Origin of the sequence: Bradyrhizobium sp. SZCCHNS3002 (assembly GCF_032377435.1) — a bacterium.
In the GTDB taxonomy this organism is placed as follows: domain Bacteria; phylum Pseudomonadota; class Alphaproteobacteria; order Rhizobiales; family Xanthobacteraceae; genus Bradyrhizobium.
Genome location: NZ_JAUHHY010000001.1, coordinates 944730 through 961342, shown reverse-complemented (window position 1 = coordinate 961342; position 16613 = coordinate 944730). Strand labels below are relative to the sequence as shown.

17 protein-coding genes are annotated in these 16613 nt (G+C 65.8%); 14 read left to right on the top strand and 3 right to left on the bottom strand.

Annotated elements, in window-relative coordinates; translation table 11 throughout:
• The 3 genes from QW845_RS04435 to QW845_RS04425 form a co-directional block, all read right to left on the bottom strand.
• On the bottom strand, window positions 1-2786 hold a 2786-nt coding region (locus QW845_RS04435; protein ID WP_315800409.1), incomplete at its 3' end, for an amino acid adenylation domain-containing protein.
• 6 nt (window positions 2787-2792) lie between these two features.
• Window positions 2793-3020 (bottom strand): MbtH family protein, encoded by a 228-nt coding sequence (locus tag QW845_RS04430; RefSeq protein WP_315800408.1) that lies wholly within the window; start codon window positions 3018-3020, stop codon window positions 2793-2795.
• A gap of 93 nt (window positions 3021-3113) precedes the next feature.
• Complete coding sequence (locus tag QW845_RS04425; RefSeq protein ID WP_315800407.1) at window positions 3114-3665, bottom strand: YcjF family protein; 552 nt, start codon at window positions 3663-3665, stop codon at window positions 3114-3116.
• 280 nt (window positions 3666-3945) lie between these two features.
• Between QW845_RS04425 and QW845_RS04420 the strand changes: the two genes are divergently transcribed.
• From QW845_RS04420 to QW845_RS04355, 14 genes are all read left to right on the top strand, one after another.
• Window positions 3946-4722 (top strand): thioesterase II family protein, encoded by a 777-nt coding sequence (locus QW845_RS04420; protein WP_315800406.1) that lies wholly within the window; start codon window positions 3946-3948, stop codon window positions 4720-4722.
• Between the two features lie 236 nt (window positions 4723-4958).
• Entirely contained in the window at window positions 4959-6584 is a 1626-nt protein-coding gene (locus tag QW845_RS04415) for a cyclic peptide export ABC transporter (RefSeq protein ID WP_315800405.1), read from the top strand.
• Complete coding sequence (locus QW845_RS04410) at window positions 6581-7687, top strand: prohibitin family protein (RefSeq protein WP_315800404.1); 1107 nt, start codon at window positions 6581-6583, stop codon at window positions 7685-7687. The genes QW845_RS04415 and QW845_RS04410 overlap by 4 nt, the downstream gene beginning before the upstream one ends.
• A gap of 45 nt (window positions 7688-7732) precedes the next feature.
• The gene (locus QW845_RS04405; RefSeq protein ID WP_315800403.1) at window positions 7733-7903 is read left to right on the top strand and encodes a hypothetical protein; all 171 of its coding nucleotides are present in this window, start codon (window positions 7733-7735) and stop codon (window positions 7901-7903) included.
• 694 nt (window positions 7904-8597) lie between these two features.
• Complete coding sequence (locus QW845_RS04400) at window positions 8598-9251, top strand: 4'-phosphopantetheinyl transferase (RefSeq protein ID WP_315800402.1); 654 nt, start codon at window positions 8598-8600, stop codon at window positions 9249-9251.
• A 331-nt stretch (window positions 9252-9582) separates the two neighbouring features.
• Window positions 9583-10914: an ABC transporter substrate-binding protein gene (locus QW845_RS04395; protein ID WP_315800401.1), complete on the top strand. Its 1332-nt coding sequence runs from the start codon at window positions 9583-9585 to the stop codon at window positions 10912-10914.
• A gap of 124 nt (window positions 10915-11038) precedes the next feature.
• Window positions 11039-12001 (top strand): sugar ABC transporter permease, encoded by a 963-nt coding sequence (locus QW845_RS04390; RefSeq protein ID WP_315800400.1) that lies wholly within the window; start codon window positions 11039-11041, stop codon window positions 11999-12001.
• Complete coding sequence (locus QW845_RS04385) at window positions 11998-12951, top strand: carbohydrate ABC transporter permease (protein WP_315800399.1); 954 nt, start codon at window positions 11998-12000, stop codon at window positions 12949-12951. Before QW845_RS04390 ends, QW845_RS04385 begins: the two co-directional genes overlap by 4 nt.
• Entirely contained in the window at window positions 12948-13166 is a 219-nt protein-coding gene (locus tag QW845_RS04380) for a hypothetical protein (protein WP_315800398.1), read from the top strand. The genes QW845_RS04385 and QW845_RS04380 overlap by 4 nt, the downstream gene beginning before the upstream one ends.
• Window positions 13167-13170: 4 nt before the next feature.
• A complete protein-coding gene (locus QW845_RS04375) occupies window positions 13171-14283 on the top strand; it encodes an ABC transporter ATP-binding protein (protein ID WP_315800397.1) in 1113 nt (370 codons plus the stop codon).
• Complete coding sequence (locus tag QW845_RS04370; protein ID WP_315800396.1) at window positions 14276-15286, top strand: ABC transporter ATP-binding protein; 1011 nt, start codon at window positions 14276-14278, stop codon at window positions 15284-15286. The genes QW845_RS04375 and QW845_RS04370 overlap by 8 nt, the downstream gene beginning before the upstream one ends.
• A gap of 3 nt (window positions 15287-15289) precedes the next feature.
• A complete protein-coding gene (dhaL, locus tag QW845_RS04365; protein ID WP_315800395.1) occupies window positions 15290-15895 on the top strand; it encodes a dihydroxyacetone kinase subunit DhaL in 606 nt (201 codons plus the stop codon).
• A 2-nt stretch (window positions 15896-15897) separates the two neighbouring features.
• Window positions 15898-16296, top strand: a complete 399-nt coding sequence (gene dhaM, locus QW845_RS04360; RefSeq protein ID WP_315800394.1) for a dihydroxyacetone kinase phosphoryl donor subunit DhaM — start codon at window positions 15898-15900, stop codon at window positions 16294-16296.
• 12 nt (window positions 16297-16308) lie between these two features.
• Window positions 16309-16611 (top strand): HPr family phosphocarrier protein, encoded by a 303-nt coding sequence (locus QW845_RS04355; RefSeq protein ID WP_315712559.1) that lies wholly within the window; start codon window positions 16309-16311, stop codon window positions 16609-16611.
• Window positions 16612-16613: the final 2 nt, after the last annotated feature.

Genomic DNA, 16613 nt, shown 5'->3' with positions numbered 1-16613 from the left:
AGCGCGCTCTCGACCTCGCCGGCCTCGATGCGGAAGCCGCGGATCTTGACCTGATGGTCGGCGCGTCCCAGGAACTCGAGCGTGCCGTCGGCGCGCCAGCGGGCGCGATCGCCGGTGCGGTACAGCCGCCTGCCCGGCGGTCCGAATGGATCGGCGATGAAGCGCTCCGCCGTCAATCCGGGACGATTGATGTAGCCCCGTGCCAAGCCCGCGCCCGCGACATAGACTTCGCCCACGACGCCCGGCGGCAGCGGATTGAGGGCGTCATCGAGAATGACGACGGAGCGATTGGCAAGAGTGCGCCCGAGCGGAAGGGGTGACGTGATCGCGGCCACGTCAGACAGAGCATGCCGCGTGACGAAGGTCGTGGTCTCCGTCGGACCATACGCGTTGGAGACCACCGTGCGGCTGTATTCGAGCACGCGGCGCACCACATCCGGCGACACGGTCTCGCCACCCGTCAGCACCTCACTCGCCCCGTCGAAGCAGTCGGGATGCTCCTCCGCGATCGCTGCGAACAGTTGATAGGTCAGGAACAGGCGCGTGACGCCATGCTGACGGATGGCCGTGGCCAGCCGGCGCGCGTCGAATGCGCCGGTTGGTCCGATCGCGATCGTGTGGCCGTGGAGCAGCGGCACGAACAGCTCGAAGGTGCTGGCATCGAAGGCGGGATTGGAATGCAGCAGGATCGTCTGCGGTCCGTCGTCGTGCCAGACCGGGTCGTCCGCGAGCGAGAGGATGTTGCGATGGCTGATGCCGACGCCTTTGGGATGGCCGGTCGAGCCCGACGTGAACATGACATAGGCAAGATCATCGGCCGCGCCGGCGACGCCGGGATCCCGATCATCGAAGGCGTCGGGACGAGGTGAAAGAATGCCGAGGCCGCCATGGCCGGCAAGCTCGGCCACGAGCGCGGGCGCGGCCAGGGCAAAGCGGGCGCCGGTCTCGCGCAGGATGAAATCGCGCCGATCCCTCGGCTGGCCCGGCTCCAGCGGAACATAGGTCGCGCCGGCCTTCAGCACCGCCAGCACGGCAATGACGAATTCGGATGAGCAGGCGAACAGCAGCGCGATCGGGTCCTGCGGCCGGACCCCGGCCGCGATCAGGTCGTGCGCGAGCGCGTTGGCGCGGCGGTCGAGATCGCGATAGGTGAGCGTATGGTCGTCGGTGCGAATGGCAATCGCGTCGGGGATGCGGCGGACCTCGGCCGCGAACCGCGTGGCAAGCGTTTCGCGCGGCGCGACCGCCGTGAGACAGGGGGGCGCGCCGGGACCATCGGCCCGCGCCAGATCGGGGGCGGCCAGCGCCAGCCGTGCCGCCGGGATTGCGGGGTCATCGGCGAGCCCGCGCAGCAGCATCTCGAACGCGCCGGCCCAATGCGCAACCGTCGTCCGGGCAAACAGATCCGGATTGAACTTGAAATTGCCGAACAGCGCCTCGTTCGCCTCATACAGCTCGAGCACGAAATCGAACTGCCCGAGCTGCTGCGGAAACTGGTAGACGCGCGCTGCCAGCCCGCCCCACGTGCTCCAGCCGTCATCCGCCAGCGGCGCGATGAGCCCTTGGACGGCATGCTGTCCGCGCAACTGCAGGAAGTTGAAGCAAGCCTCGTAGACAGGGGTCCGCGCCGGATCGCGCTGCGTCTGCAGCCGCTGAGCGAGCACCGCGAATGGGTAGTCCTGATGCTCCGCCGTTTCGGCGGCCGCCCGTCTCGTGGCGTCGAGAAAGGCGGCGAGGCTCTGGCCGTCCACCAGGCGGGTGCGATGCACGACCGTGTTGACGAAATAGCCCACCGTCGGATCGAAGGCCGGCTGGGTGCGCCCGGCCACCACCGCGCCCAGCAGGATGTCGTCCTGCCCGCTCAACCGGTGCAGCAGCAGGCTGTAGGCGGCGAGCAGCACGACGGACAGCGTGGTCTCGTGGCGTCGCGCCAGCGCCTTGAGCCGTACAAGCAGCTCCGGCGCGATGGCGAGGTCGATCTGCTCGCCGCGCTGGCGGCGCTGCGCCGGCCGCGGATGATCGAGCGGCAGGTCGAGCACGGGAAGCTCGCCGGACAGCAGCCACTGCCAGTACGACCACAGCTGCTCGCCGCGCGCCCCGCTGAGCATCGTGCGCTGCCAGCGCACGAAATCCGCACAGCTGCGCTCCACGCGAGGGAGCTGAGGGACCTCGCCGCGGGCCCGTGCCTGATAGCTGCGTCCGATTTCGTCGAGCAGGATGACGATCGACTGGCCATCGATGACGATGTGATGAGCCAGCGGCAGCAGGACGTGATCCTCGCGTCCGCGGCTGATGAGCACCGCCCGGAACAGCGGGCCGCGCTCGAAGTCGAACGGTTCTTCGTAGGCGTCCTGCACCGCCCGATCGAGCTCAGCCGGGTCTGCGACCTGCACGTGGCGCAGCTCGGCCGCGCGCGGCGAGACGGTCTGGATCGGCGTCCCGCCACGCCAGGCGAAGGTGGCGCGCAGGGCAGGGTGGCGCTCGATCACATCCTGCATGGCCTGCCGCAGCGCTGCGACATCGACCGCACCGCGAAGCCGGATGGGAAATGCGACGTGATAGGCGGTGCTGGTGGCATCCAGCTGATGCAGGAACCACAGCGCCTGCTGCCCATACGACAGGGGATGATGAGCCGCCTCGGTCCCGCGTCGGCGCAACAGCTCGGCCGCGAGTTGCCGCTTGCGCTGGAGTTCGTCGCCGTTGCCGGCGGCCGGAGTCTCGATCGGGCTGTCCTCAGCCGGCAGGCGCTCCGATTCTGCGCGGGATGGATCCCATCGATCGTTCACGATGCGTCACGCTGCAGACGGGTCGGCGGCATCTCGCTGGCGGCGGAGACTGAGCGGCCGCATGTCGGTCCAGGCACCCTCGATGAACGCGAGGCATTCCGCTTTGCCGCCCGTCGGTCCGGTCTGCCGCCATCCAGTCGGGATGTCCTTGAATTGCGGCCAGAGCGAATACTGCTCCTCGTCGTTGACCAGCACGACGAAGACGGTGTTCTCGTCGTCGAATACATTCACCATGTCGACACCAAGGGCATAGAACGGCGTTCCCTGAACCGCGCGGTACGGGTGATGCAGATCAGCGGCCGCAGCAGGCGGCCGTGTGCAAGCGGCTTAAGCGGTCGCCGTCTCGGCGGTCGTACCCTTGCGGGTCAATCCGCGCTTGACCTGCTCCTTCATCGTCTCGAGATCGACCGACAACAGATCTCCGCCCTTTTCGAAATGATTGACGAAGACCCGGCCGATGGCCCAGGTGAGCGCCGAGGCGAATGCCGGCACGACGGCGATGCCGAGCAGTGGACCGATGAACGGAACGTAGCGGGCCGCGCGGATCGCGACGCCGGACAGCGGGCTGACCGGCACGATGCCGCCAATCAAGGCGGCCACGTACGACTTCACGGCGTTCTCGTTGAACGGAATTTCATAGACCTCGGCGAGCTCGCTGATCATCTTGATCTGAATACCTGTCAGCGCGAAAACATCGAGCAAAGGCAAAGGGATGAGTCCGGTGATGGCACCAAACCCGGCGTTGCGCTTGACGATCGCCAGCGCCTGCTTGTGATGCTCGGGGGACACGGGGGCGGGGGAAACAGCTTGGTCGCTAGCAGCCAAATTTGTCATGATGATTGATTCCCAATTATTAGTTGAAAGGTACCATCCTTCCACCTCCCTTGGAAGGGCCGTCCGCTCGCTTCTCGCGGACTGTCACCAGATAATGCCCAGGTGATTGATACGGATGTCGAGAGACCGATCAAAAGAAGCTTAGACTTATCAGGACGTAGCAACGCCGCAGGGGGCTGAGAGGTGCGGGCAATGCACAATGAGGTGCGGATTCATGGGAATCCCCTCGATTGTCCTGTGAGCATCGTCGGCGCGGCCGCATCTGGAGGTGCGGCAGCATCGGCCTGTCATGATAATATGCGACAAATTTGAAGTGGGTTGATCGATGCCTGATCGCTGGCAGCATTCGTTTGCTGATGAGTGGCTTCTTTGTTTCAAGCCGAGACCTGCGGCCCGCCGCCGGCTGGTCTGCTTCGGGCCGGCAGGAGGCGGCGCGTCATTCTATCGGCGTTGGCCCGATCTGGCGCCGCCCGATGTCGAGGTGCTGGCGGTCCAGCTTCCAGGTCGGGAGACGCGCCTTGGCGAGGAGCCGCGTCGCGACATCGTGGAGTCCGCCGAGGAAGTCGTCCGCGCGCTGCTCGCCAGGCCGGATCTGCCGACCGTGCTGTTCGGCCACAGCATGGGCGCGCTGCTGGCGCTCGAAGCGGCTCGGGGACTTCGCCGTGCGGAATATGCGCCCGAGCTCCGTCTGGCGGTCTCCGGCCGGGAATCCCCCGATCTTGCAATGCAAGATACCGGTTTCATGACGCTGGCCGATGATGAGTTTCTGATCGCCGTCGATCGCCGCTACGGCGGCATTCCGCCGGCCGTGATGGAGGTCGCGGAATTGCGCGAGCTGATCGCGCCGGCGCTGCGCGCCGATTTCGCGGCCGTGCTCGGCTATCGCATTCCATCGCCCGATCCGCTCGACATCGATCTCACCGTCATGCGCGGACGCGATGACCCGCAGACGGCGGATGAGCGGATCGCAGGATGGGATCGTGTCTCACTCCGGCCCGTTCGCCGCTGCGATTTTCCGGGCGGGCACTTCTATTTGTCCGATCGTCCTGAGGCGGTGCTGTCGGAGCTGCTGGCCGACCGCTTCGTCGCCGCGCCGTCCTGAGGCGCGGTTCGATCAGGTTGCATATTGTCCGATTGGTTTATTTGTCAGCCTTGCCGTGCCCTCTTTGCCGTGGACGCTGGTTGTGATCAAACACGTTGCAGCAGGATTCGATGTTGCCCGATGTGCCGGACGAGCTTCGTCGTGATCGCCGGCGCTGTTTAGTGGCGGAGTGCTGCGCCCGCCGTCGGCATTGGGGCCTTGAGGGATTTCAGCGTGGACAGAAGGCGGTTTGAACCTTGGACCTGATACGCTTCGTCCTCGCATCCGCGGGTCCCATCCGCTTTCGCCTGATCGCAGGCATGGTGCTGACCAGCTTCGCCATGGGCGCGCTGATGGTCGTCACCAACACGGCCACCGCGCCGGAGTCGAGCGACGGGCCGGCGCTGGAGATGGTGCTGCTGTTCCTGGTCCTGGCGGCGCTCGTGATCGGCTCGCACCGCTACTCCATGCGCATGGTCACGGCCCTCAGCGAGGCCATCCTGCGCCAGATCCGTGACAACTACGTGCTGCTGGTCCGGCGGATCGAGCTCGAGGCGCTGGAGCACACCGGCGTCGACCGGATCTATGACGTGGTCGCGCGCGAGACCATCCTGATCTCCGACGCCGCGCCGCAGATCGTCACCGGGATCATCTCGGCGATGACGTTCCTGCTGCTCGGCGCCTACATCGCCTACCTGTCGCTGTTCGCGATCACGCTGCTGGTGTTCGCCTTCGTCGTGACCGTGTATTTCTACCGCTACAGCCAGCGTGGCTCGCGGGCGGCCCTGGTCGCCGCGAGCGCGCAGGAGACGCGGTTCCTCGACCTGATGGGCCATCTGCTGCACGGCTTCAAAGAGGTGCGTCAGAACGCCGCGCGCGGTTACGACCTGGAGCAGGATCATCTGCTGCCGGCCTCGGAGCAGATCGACGTCAAGAACACGGTCGCGATGGACCACATCGCCTCCGGCATGAGCATCTCCTATATCGGCTTCTACAGCCTGCTCGCCGCGGTGGTCTTCATCCTGCCGGGCTACATCAAGGAGCACCGCACGGTTCTCCAGGTTCTCTACACCGTGCTGTTCATGCTGTCGTCGCTCGACAACGTCCTGCGCTCGGCCGCGGTGCTGGCACGCGCCAACCTGTCGATGGAGCATCTGCTCGACATGGAGAAGCGGCTGCTGGCCGCCGCGCGCGAGCCCGAGCCGTCACCCGATGCCGCGCATCAGGTGTTCGAGCGGGTCGAGCTGCGCGCGATCACCTATTCGCACACCGGCCGCGACGGCAAGCCCAGCTTCACGCTCGGGCCGTGCGACCTCGTCGTTCGACCCGGGCAGATCACCTACCTGATCGGCGGCAATGGCAGCGGCAAGTCGACCCTGATGCGCCTGCTCACCGGCCTCTATGACCCGGCGGGCGGTGTCATCCTGTGGGACGGCGAGCCGGTGGACCATGCCCTGCGCGGCAAATATCGCCAGTTGTTCTCCTGCGTCTTCGCCGACTTCCATTTGTTCGATCGCTTCTACGGCGCGCGCACGATTGATCCGGCCAAGGTGAATGCCATGGTGGCCGACTTCGGACTGGCTGAGAAGACGGCGTTTCGCGACGGCGGCTTCACCCAGCTCGATCTGTCGACCGGACAGCGTAAGCGGCTGGCGCTGATCGTCGCCTTGCTCGAGGACCGGCCGATCTACCTGTTGGACGAGGTCGGCGCCGATCAGGATCCGTCGTTCCGGCACCGCTTCTATACCGAAATCCTTCCCGACTTGCGGGCTCGCGGCAAGGCCGTTATCGTCATCAGCCACGATGATCGCTATTTCTCGATGGGCGATCGCGTTCTCACGATGCGGGACGGCCGGCTCGAGCAAGCCGAGGCTTTGACATGAGCGTGGCCTATCCCGATCGCAGCCTTCGCAACTCGCCGTCTCCGCTCAGGCCGACGCGCGGCAGACTGCGCGATCGCATCGAAGCCTATGTCGTCGGCACCATCGCCTTCGCCGGCCTGCTGGTCCTGTTGCTGTGGCGGACCGTGATCGTCGTGGTTCCCGCAGGCCATGTCGGTGTGCTTTACAGCCTGCTCGGCGGCGGCACCGTCATCAACGACGTCTATCGCGAGGGGCTGGCGCTCAAGCTGCCCTGGAACAGGATGTATCTGTTCGAGACGCGCGTCCAGTCGCTGGCCCTCGACGTCGAGGCGCTCAGCCTCGAAGGCCTGCGCGTCGACGTCAAGGCCAACCTCATCTTCCACGTCGATGCCAACTCCGCGCCCCGGCTCCTGAAGGAGGTCGGCACCGACTACGTCAATCGCCTGGTCATGCCGGTGGCACTCGGCGTCATCAGGCGCGTGATCGGCAAGTTCGACAGCCATCGCCTCTACACGCTCGACAGCGAGCTCCTGACCGGCCAGATGCTGGACGCCCTGCGCGGCGAGCCCAAGAGCACGATCCTGCTCTATGACGACATGGTCGTGACCCGGGTGATGCTTCCCGACGGGATGCGCAAGGCGATCGAGGACAAGCTGACGCAGGAGCAGTACGCCGCATCCTATGAGTTCATCCTTGCACGGGCCCGCTCGGAGGCCGAGCGCCAGCGCATCGAGGCCATCGGCCTGGAGAATTACTATGCGACGGTGTCGCGGTCGCTGTCGAAGGACGTGCTGACCTGGACCGGTATCCAGGCAACGCTGGACCTCGCCCGCTCCAACAACAGCAAGGTCGTCGTGGTCGGCGGCGGCGCCAATCAGATGCCGCTCATCCTGGGCTCGGATATCTCGTCAGGCAGCGCCACAGCGCCGAACCCCTCGATCATGGACTTCGACAGCACCAAGCTCAGCTTCCCCAAGATCCAGCAGCCGCCGCGGGACGTCTTGGAGAATCCGAGCGGCGTCGATCTGCCAGGACAGGCCCGCATGACTCCCCTCGGGTCGCCGCCGGCGCCGGTACGGCAGGGATCCCCCATTCCGGCGGCTCCGGTGCAGAATGCCCGCTAGCTCCGCGCCGCCCACCGTTTTCGCCAGCATGAGGAGCATCGCCTGATGTCTGCCTTCGTCATCATCATCTATGTGCTGCTGTGCCTGTTGAGCGGCTATTTCGGCCGCGACTCCCGCATGGGCTTCTGGGGCTGCGTGTTTCTATCGGCCATTCTCAGCCCCGTGCTGATGCTGCCGGCACTGTTCCTGCTGGGCGGTGGCCGGCGGCCAGCCTGATCCGAGTCGAACCTGCGCGGCGCGCCGCGGCCTCGGCGATCAAGGTCCTGCACCCGACGGGCAGTTGCCGCATGCGTGTCATGTCCGAACAGCCCGTCGTGCCAGTTTGTCGCGCACTTATCACTTGCACCGTCGGGCAAATCACCTCCACATTTCCGCGCATCCCGGCTCGCTGAAGAGGGACGTTTCGCGATCGTCACGAACGTCGAGCCGGGGATGCGATGGGCGTGTCGGTCCGCAGCGTGATCTCGATTGCGCGGACGAACGGAACGATGCGACGGCGAAATCGTGTGGTCCTGGCGCCCCGAAGCTGGCGCCAAGTCGGCGGTCATGATGATCCGTCGGCGACGGGGGCAATCAAGCCGGTCCCCGGGGAGATCACGTATAAGCCGTCAAACCATCGCGCAGGGAAGGCCGGGATGTCCCAGCCGAACCTGTGGTTCCTGCCCCGTGCATTCTTTCCGCACGGGGGCCATGGGGGCGGCAGGCTCCCGGCCTTCCTTGCGCCTCTTCTCGCTGGAGAGGAGGACGAACGGAAGCAAAGCTCGGGCGAAACACGCCGCGAGATCGCGATGTCATGTGGAATCGTTCGAGATCGGTTTCGGAGCAGCCGCGTCGTGTAGAGTGGCGGCCAGCCGATCCGTGTTGGTCAGGGCCGGTCCGCAAGAGAGGCAGCGCGCGTGCAGAGTTGGCGATGAAGGCGATTGCAGAGCTGTTTGACGGTCCGGTCGTGGTTGCGGCATCGAGCCTCTCGCTGGCGGAGGATGAGCTGTTTCCCGAAGAGCGCGCGCATATCCAGGCCGCGGTCGCCAAGCGGCGCGCCGAGTTCGCGACCGCGCGGATCCTGGCGCGCAGGGCGCTGGCGTCGCTCGGAGCTTCGCCGGTCGCGCTCGTTCCGACGCCGGATCGCGCGCCGGTGTGGCCGCCGGGCTATGCGGGAAGCATCTCCCATTGTGCCGATCATTGCGCTGTGGCCGTGGCCCGAAGCAGGGATGTCCCGTCGCTTGGACTGGATGTCGAGGACCTGCGCGAGCTCGATCCGTCGATGCGCGATCTCGTGCTCACGCCGGCCGAGCGGCGATGGCTTCGCGCCCAGCCCGATGCGCTGCAGCCGATGCTGCCGATCGTGATCTTCAGCGCCAAGGAAGCCTACTACAAATGCCAGTACCCGATCACGCGCGGCTTCCTGGATTTCCAGGAGGTCGAGCTCGCGATCGCATGGCCGGCGGGCACGTTCGAGGCGCGTGTCATGAAAGAGGACTGGCCGGCCGCCGTTGCTCGTCTCGCCGGACGTTTCCGCGTCGCTGACGGCCGGGTGAGCTGCGGCGTGACGCTCGCGCAGGCCTGATGGCGCGAACGCAGCCTGGGGTTGGGGTGGGCCGTTGTCGTTGCCGCCGCGCCGGAAAGCTGTGGGGGCGCGATCTCAGGAAATCTTCATCGGATGAGCTGCTTACCGCAGTCGCTAAACAGGATGCGCTGCGAATTGCGAGGAAATGCGCTTGACATGTTTAGTCGTTCGCAATCTACTAAACAAAATACTTAACTCGGACAGTCGATCCGGGACCATGAGGAAACGCTTGCGGCTCGCGCTGTCGTTGTGACGGCGCCTCTCGCCGCGGGCCAACACCGCCGTCATCAGCGCAAAGGCAGGGGCGGCGCCAACAGGGAGGGAGTGCCAGATGAAGTTGCTGCAGACATTTGCACTGACGGCGACGGTCGCCGCCGCGACAGTGCTCGGCGCGTCCGCGCCGGCACGCGCCGAGGGAAAGACGATCACCTTGTGCTGGGCCGCCTGGGATCCGGCCAACGCGCTGGTCGAACTGTCCAAGGACTTTACCGCCAAGACCGGCGTCAACATGAAGTTCGAGTTCGTGCCGTGGCCGAACTTCGCCGACCGCATGCTCAACGAGCTCAATTCCAAGGGCAAGCTGTGCGATCTGATGATCGGCGACTCCCAGTGGATCGGCGGCGCCGCCGAGAACGGCCAATACGTCAAGCTGAACGAGTTCTTCGACAAGGAAGGCATCAATATCTCCGACTTCATGCCCGCCACCGTCGCCGGCTACGCCGAATGGCCAAAGGGCTCGCCGAACTACTGGGCGCTGCCGGCGATGGGCGACGCCAACGGCTGGACCTATCGCAAGGACTGGTTCGCGCGGCCGGAGATCCGCGAGGAGTTCAAGAAGAAGTTCGGCCGTGAGCTCGAGGTGCCGAAGACGCAGGAAGAGCTGAAGGACATCGCCGAGTTCTTCCAGAAGCGGGTGATCGACGGCAAGACCGTCTACGGTGCGGCGATCTTCACCGAGCGCGGCTCGGAAGGCATCACCATGGGCGTCACCAACGCGCTCTATCCGTTCGGCTTCAAGTATCAGAACCCGAAGAAGCCGTATGACATGCAGGGCTTCGTCAACTCCGACGACGCGGTGAAGGGCCTCGAATTCTACAAGGCGCTGTACAAGTGCTGCACGCCGCCCGGCTATTCCAACGGCTACATGCAGGAGGGCCTGGATGCCTTCAAGTCCGGCCAGGTCGCGCTGCAGATGAACTGGTTCGCCTTCTTCCCGGGCCTCTACAAGGACCCCAATGTCGGCGGCGACAAGATCGGTTTCTTCGTCAACCCCGCGCAGAAGGAGAAGGGCTCGCAGCTCGGCGGGCAGGGTATCTCGGTGGTGGCGTATTCGCCGAACCGCGCCGAGGCTTTAGCCTACATCAAGTGGTTCGCCTCGCTCGACACCCAGAAGAAGTGGTGGGCGCTCGGCGGCTACAGCTGCCACAAGGGCGTGCTCAACGATCCCAACTTCAAGAACACCGCGCCGTTCGCCGCCGACTTCCTGGTGGCGATGGACCAGGTGGTCGATTTCTGGGCCGAGCCGTCCTACGCCCAGCTCCTGCTCGCGATGCAGAAGCGCGTCCATGACTATGTCGTCGCCGACCAGGGCACCGCCAAGGGCGCGCTCGACGGGCTGATCGCCGACTGGACCAAGGTGTTCAAGGAGGACGGCAAGCTCTGATGGAAGCAGCGTCTCGCGTGCAAGCGGGATGCGCCACGACGGTCCCTCCGGCGAGCTTCGGCTTGCCGGGCGGACCAGCCAGTCTCACCACCAGCCAGAAGCAGCCAGTGAAGCAGCCCCTCGCATGACCGACCAGACCGGACTGAGCAGCCTCGTCGACCGCGCCGCCCTGGTGACGCCGCCCGCCGTGGCGGGGCGCGTGCGTGGCCTCTCCGAGCGTGCCATCGCCTGGCTGTTCATCACGCCGACCATGCTGCTGCTGCTCGCGATCAACATCTTCCCGCTGATCTGGACCATCCGGCTGTCGTTCACCAATTATCGCGCCAACCGGCCCAATGCGACGGTGCTCGATGTCGGGCTCGCCAACTACCAGTCGATCCTGACCGATCCGGACGTCTGGGCGGCGATGACGGTGACCGCGCGCTTCGTGTTCTGGACCATCCTGATCCAGACCGTGCTCGGTTTCACGCTGGCTTGGCTGATCGACAAGAAGTTCCGTGGCCACGGCCTGTGGACCACCTTGATTCTGCTGCCGATGATGCTGTCGCCGGCCGTGGTCGGCAATTTCTGGACGTTCCTGTACCAGCCGCAGATCGGGCTCTTCAACTACGTCATCGCTGCCGCGACCGGCGCGCCGGCATCGTCTTTCCAGATGCTGGCGCAAGTGCCGCTCGCGCCGTGGGCCATCGTCATCGTCGACACCTGGATGTGGACGCCCTACGTGATGCTGATCTGCCTTGCCGGTCTGCGCTCGATTCCCGACTACATCTACGAAGCAGCCGAGGTCGACCGCACCTCGCCGTGGCGGCAGTTCTGGTCGATCACCCTGCCGATGGCGCTGCCCTTCATCATGCTGGCGGTGCTGTTCCGCGGCATCGAGAACTTCAAGATGTTCGACATGGTCAACCTCCTGACCGGCGGCGGACCCGGCTCGACCACCGAGGTCGCCTCGATCACGCTCAAGCGGGAGGCGTTCGAGAAGTGGCGCACCGGCTATTCCTCGGCCTTCGCGATCATCCTGTTCGTCACCGTGTTCGGTCTCGCCAACATCTACGTCAAGGCGCTCAACCGGGTGAAAAGCCGATGACCGGTCTCGCAACCGCCCATTCCGTTGTCGATCCCTCGCCGCTGACCAAGCGGATCGCGGCGAGCGTGGTGATCGCCTATGCGCTGATCACCCTGGTGCCGCTGCTGTGGATCTTCATGACCGGATTCAAGTCGCCGTCCGATGCGATCGCCTATCCGCCGAAGCTCGTCGCCGAGCCGAGCCTGGAGGGCTATTGCAACCTGTTCACGACCCGGACGCGGCAGACCCCGGAATACATGGCCAAGCTGCCGCCGGCCGCCAATCTGTGCGACCGCATCTCGCGCGGCCGCAACATGGTGGTCGCGGGTCCATCGAACTACATCCCGCGCTACGTGAACTCGCTGGTGATCGCATTCGGCTCGACCGCGCTGTCGGTCGTGCTCGGCACGCTCGCGGCCTATGCGTTCTCGCGCTTCAAGGTGCCGCTGAAGGATGATCTCCTGTTCTTCATCCTGTCGACCCGGATGATGCCGCCGATCGCGGTCGCGATCCCGATCTACCTGATGTATCGCGAGCTCGGCCTGTCCGACACGCGGCTCGGCATGATCCTGCTCTATACGTCCGTCAACATCTCGCTCGCGGTCTGGCTGCTCAAGGGATTCATGGACGAGATCCCGCGCGAATACGAGGAGGCGGCGATGGTCGACGGCTACACCCGCCTGCAGGCCTTCTTCAAGGTCGTGCTGCCGCAGGCCACCACCGGCATCGTCGCCACCGCGATCTTCTGCCTGATCTTCGCCTGGAACGAATATGCCTTCGCGGTGCTTCTGACCTCGGGCACGGCACAGACCGCGCCGCCCTTCATTCCGATCATCATCGGCGAGGGCGGCCAGGACTGGCCGGCGGTCGCTGCCGGCACCACGCTGTTCCTGATCCCGATCGTCGTGTTCACGGTGTTGCTGAGGAAGCACCTGTTGCGCGGCATCACCTTCGGAGCAGTGCGCAAATGAGCCGGTCGATACGAAATAGGCCTGCCGATGTCGCGGTTACGCGCTGGCCACGGGCGCTGCGGCGCGGCCCGATGGAGACGTTGGCGACGATCCTGATTGCCGCCGGCGTGTTGATGCTGCTGCAGCCGTTCGCGTTGGTGCTCTACACCTATTCCTTCATCACCATGCTCGCCGGTGTCGCGATGTTCACCATCGTCTCCAAGTTTCCGGACTGACGCCATGGCCGAGATCCGGATCGAGAACCTGTTCAAGGAGTTCGGCGGCTTCGCCGCCGTGCGTGGCACCAGCTTCACGATCGCCGATGGTGAGTTCTTCTGCCTGCTCGGTCCGTCCGGCTGCGGCAAGACCACCACCTTGCGCATGATCGCAGGCCTGGAGCTGCCGACCTCGGGCACGATCAGGCTTGGCGGCGAGGACGTCACCTTCCGCCGTGCGCGTGAACGCGACATCGCCATGGTGTTCCAGCTGTTCGCGCTCTACCCGCATATGAACGTGCGCAGCAACATCGCCTTTCCCTTGGTCTCGATGGGCGTGCCCAAGGCGGAGATCCGGCGGCGGGTCGAGGAAGCCGCGCGCATCCTGCGCATCGACCATCTGATCGACCGTCCGGTCAGCGGGTTGTCGAGCGGCGATCGCCAGCGCGTCGCGCTCGGCCGCGCCATCGTCCGCGAGCCCAAGGCGTTCCTGATGGACGAGCCGCTCGGCGCGCTCGATGCGGAGTTCCGGCACATCATGTGCGGCGAGCTGCGCGCCTTGCACGACCGGCTCAAGGCCACCACCGTGTTCGTCACGCACGACCAGCTCGAGGCGATGTCGATGGCCGACACGATCGCCGTGATGAATCGCGGCGTCGTGGAGCAGCTCGGAACGCCGCAGGAGATCTATGACCGTCCCGCCACCATGTTCGTTGCGGACTTCATCGGCTCGCCGGCGATGAACTTCATCCGCTTCGCGGGCCGACTTGGCGCCGGCACGAACTGCGTGCGCATCGACGGTGCCGAGATCGGCGTGCCCGAGCTGCGCGAGGATGCCGGGAGCGACGAGCTGGTTCTCGGCGTGCGGCCGGAGCAGGTGACGCTCAGCGCCGAAGGCGGGCTGCGCGGCGAGGTGTTTGGCACCGAATATCTCGGCACCACCCAGATCATCACCGTCACGACGGCGCACGGCACCGTCAAGGCACGCGCGCCCGCGGCGCTCCGCGTGGCGCGTGCGGAGCCGGTCGGGCTCAGCTTCCGCGCCGACCGGCTGTCGCTGTTCGACGCCGCCACGGGCCGTGCGGTCCGCACGGCGCTGTATGAACAGCCGGTGAGAGGAGGACGACATCATGGCTGAGACGCGGCTCAACGCCGTCAGCAAGTCGTTCGGCCCAAAGCCGGCGGTGCGGGATTTGTCGCTGACCATCCGTGATGGCGAGCTCGTGGTGCTGCTCGGGCCGACCGGTGCCGGCAAGACCACGACGCTGCGCCTGGTAGCGGGCCTCGAGCAGCCGGATCGCGGCAGCATCACCATCGGTGGCGTCGACCAGACCAAGGCGACGCCGGCCGCGCGCGACGTCACCTTCGTGTTCCAGCAATATTCGCTCTATCCGCATCTGTCGGTGTACGACAATCTGGCTTTTCCACTGCGCTCGCCGGTGCGCAAGATTGCGGAGGCCGAGATCAAGCGCATCGTCCGTGACGTCGCGGGGATGCTGCGGATCGAGGACAAGCTCGGCAATCGCGCCACTCAGCTCTCGGGCGGCCAGATGCAGCGCGTGGCGATCGGCCGTGCCCTGGTGCGCCGGCCTGCGATTGCATTGCTCGACGAGCCGCTGTCCTCGCTCGACGCCAAGCTGCGTTCGGAGCTGCGTATCGAGCTCAAGCGCATCCAGCAGGATCTCGGCGCCACCATGCTCTACGTCACCCACGACCAGATCGAGGCGATGACGCTCGCCAACCGCATCGGCGTGATCGACCAGGGCCGTCTGGTGCAGGTCGGCAGCCCGCGGGAGGTCTATGAGGATCCGGACAATACCTACGTGGCGACCCGGCTCGGCAGCCCCGGCATCAATCTTCTGCCGCGTCGGCTGTTCCCGGATCTCGCAATGCCGGGCGACGTCGCGACGATCGGCGCGCGCACCGAGCACATGACGGTCCGGCGCGCCGAGACCCGTGCAGACGCGCGGGTGAAATGGATCGAGCATCTCGGCGATCAGAATCATCTGCATATCACGCTGCAGGACCAGACCATCGTCAGCCTGGTGGAGCCGGATACGGAATTGAAAGTCGGCGACTCCGTCGCTATCGAGTTCACCCGGCCGCTGCTGTTCGACCGGGCGGGCCAGCGGGTGAGATAGACAATGGACCAGGCGTTCAAGCGTAAGCTGATCGTGGCGATGGCGGATGCCATGATCGCCCATGCCGAGGAGCTGACCGCGCTGGATTCGGCGATCGGCGACGGCGATCACGGCCTCAATATGAAGCGTGGCTTCGAGGCCGTGCTCGCCGATGCGGACAACATTTCCGCCAAGCCCCTTCCGGAGGCCCTGAAGGCGGTCGGCATGGCGCTGGTGATGAAGGTCGGCGGCGCGTCCGGTCCGCTCTACGGCACGCTGGCGATGGGACTTGGCAAGGCGCTGCCATCAGAGCCCTCTGCCGCCGACGCGGCGGCGGCGCTCGGTCGCGCCATCGCGGACGTCAAGGCACGGGGCAAGTCGGAAGCAGGTCAGAAGACCATGCTCGACGTCTTGATCCCCGTGCAGGCGGCTTTTGCGGCCGGTGGCGACGATCTCGGTTCCCGGCTGCCCGCGATCGCCGCTGAAGCTGCCGATGCGACGGTGCCGATGCTGGCGATCCGCGGCCGCGCCTCGTTTCTCGGCGAGCGTTCGATCGGGCACATGGATCCCGGCGCGCGCTCGTCCAGCCTGCTGGTGCAGGCGATCTGCAGCGTCTTCAATGAGGCCTGAGCATGAGTGAGCAGAAGAATGTCGGCATCGTCATCGTGTCGCATTCCGCCAAGGTGGCGGAGGGCGCGGCCGACATGGTCCGGCAGATGGTCGGCGACAGCGTGCCGCTCGCAGCGGTCGGCGGCAATGCCGATGGCGGGCTCGGCACCGATGTCGGCGCCATCATGGGCGCGATCGACAGGGCGTGGTCGGAGTCGGGCGTTGCGATCCTGGTCGATCTTGGCGGCGCCGAGACCAACAGCGAGATGGCGGTGGAGATGATGCCGGAGGAGCGGCGCGAGCGCATCGTGATCTGCAATGCGCCGCTGGTCGAAGGCGCCGTGATGGCGGCGACGGAGGCCTCCGGCGGCTCGCCGCTCGATGCGGTGCGCGCGACCGCCGAAGAGCTGATGGGCGGATGAGCAGGAACGACGATGGCTGACGGTGGAGAGATCGGCATGCAGGAAGCGAAGGCGCATGCGCTGCTGACCAACGAGGTCGGGCTGCATGCGCGGCCCTCGGTCAAACTGACCCAGCTCGCGAAGCGCTTTGCGTCGAGCATCGAGGTCGCGATCGCCGCCGACGGGCCCTGGACCGATGCCAAGAGCCCGGTGAAGATCATGCGCGTCAAGGCGGCCAAGGGTGAGACGCTGTTCCTTCGCGCCAACGGAACCGATGCCGAGGCGGCCATCGCGGCGCTCGTCGATCTGGTCGACCGCAAGTTCGACGAGGAGTGACG

Bases quoted from the DNA above. Each gene is read 5' to 3' on its own strand.
- QW845_RS04430 (WP_315800408.1), bottom strand. From the start codon at position 3,020: ATGGTGAATGTATTCGACGACGAGAACACCGTCTTCGTCGTGCTGGTC.
- QW845_RS04405 (WP_315800403.1), top strand. From the start codon at position 7,733: ATGTCTGCCTTCGTCATCATCATCTATGTGCTGCTGTGCCTGTTGAGC.
- QW845_RS04370 (WP_315800396.1), top strand. From the start codon at position 14,276: ATGGCTGAGACGCGGCTCAACGCCGTCAGCAAGTCGTTCGGCCCAAAG.
- QW845_RS04390 (WP_315800400.1), top strand. From the start codon at position 11,039: ATGACCGACCAGACCGGACTGAGCAGCCTCGTCGACCGCGCCGCCCTG.
- QW845_RS04420 (WP_315800406.1), top strand. From the start codon at position 3,946: ATGCCTGATCGCTGGCAGCATTCGTTTGCTGATGAGTGGCTTCTTTGT.
- QW845_RS04355 (WP_315712559.1), top strand. From the start codon at position 16,309: ATGGCTGACGGTGGAGAGATCGGCATGCAGGAAGCGAAGGCGCATGCG.
- QW845_RS04385 (WP_315800399.1), top strand. From the start codon at position 11,998: ATGACCGGTCTCGCAACCGCCCATTCCGTTGTCGATCCCTCGCCGCTG.
- QW845_RS04395 (WP_315800401.1), top strand. From the start codon at position 9,583: ATGAAGTTGCTGCAGACATTTGCACTGACGGCGACGGTCGCCGCCGCG.
- dhaL (WP_315800395.1), top strand. From the start codon at position 15,290: ATGGACCAGGCGTTCAAGCGTAAGCTGATCGTGGCGATGGCGGATGCC.
- dhaM (WP_315800394.1), top strand. From the start codon at position 15,898: ATGAGTGAGCAGAAGAATGTCGGCATCGTCATCGTGTCGCATTCCGCC.
- QW845_RS04400 (WP_315800402.1), top strand. From the start codon at position 8,598: ATGAAGGCGATTGCAGAGCTGTTTGACGGTCCGGTCGTGGTTGCGGCA.
- QW845_RS04380 (WP_315800398.1), top strand. From the start codon at position 12,948: ATGAGCCGGTCGATACGAAATAGGCCTGCCGATGTCGCGGTTACGCGC.
- QW845_RS04410 (WP_315800404.1), top strand. From the start codon at position 6,581: ATGAGCGTGGCCTATCCCGATCGCAGCCTTCGCAACTCGCCGTCTCCG.
- QW845_RS04375 (WP_315800397.1), top strand. From the start codon at position 13,171: ATGGCCGAGATCCGGATCGAGAACCTGTTCAAGGAGTTCGGCGGCTTC.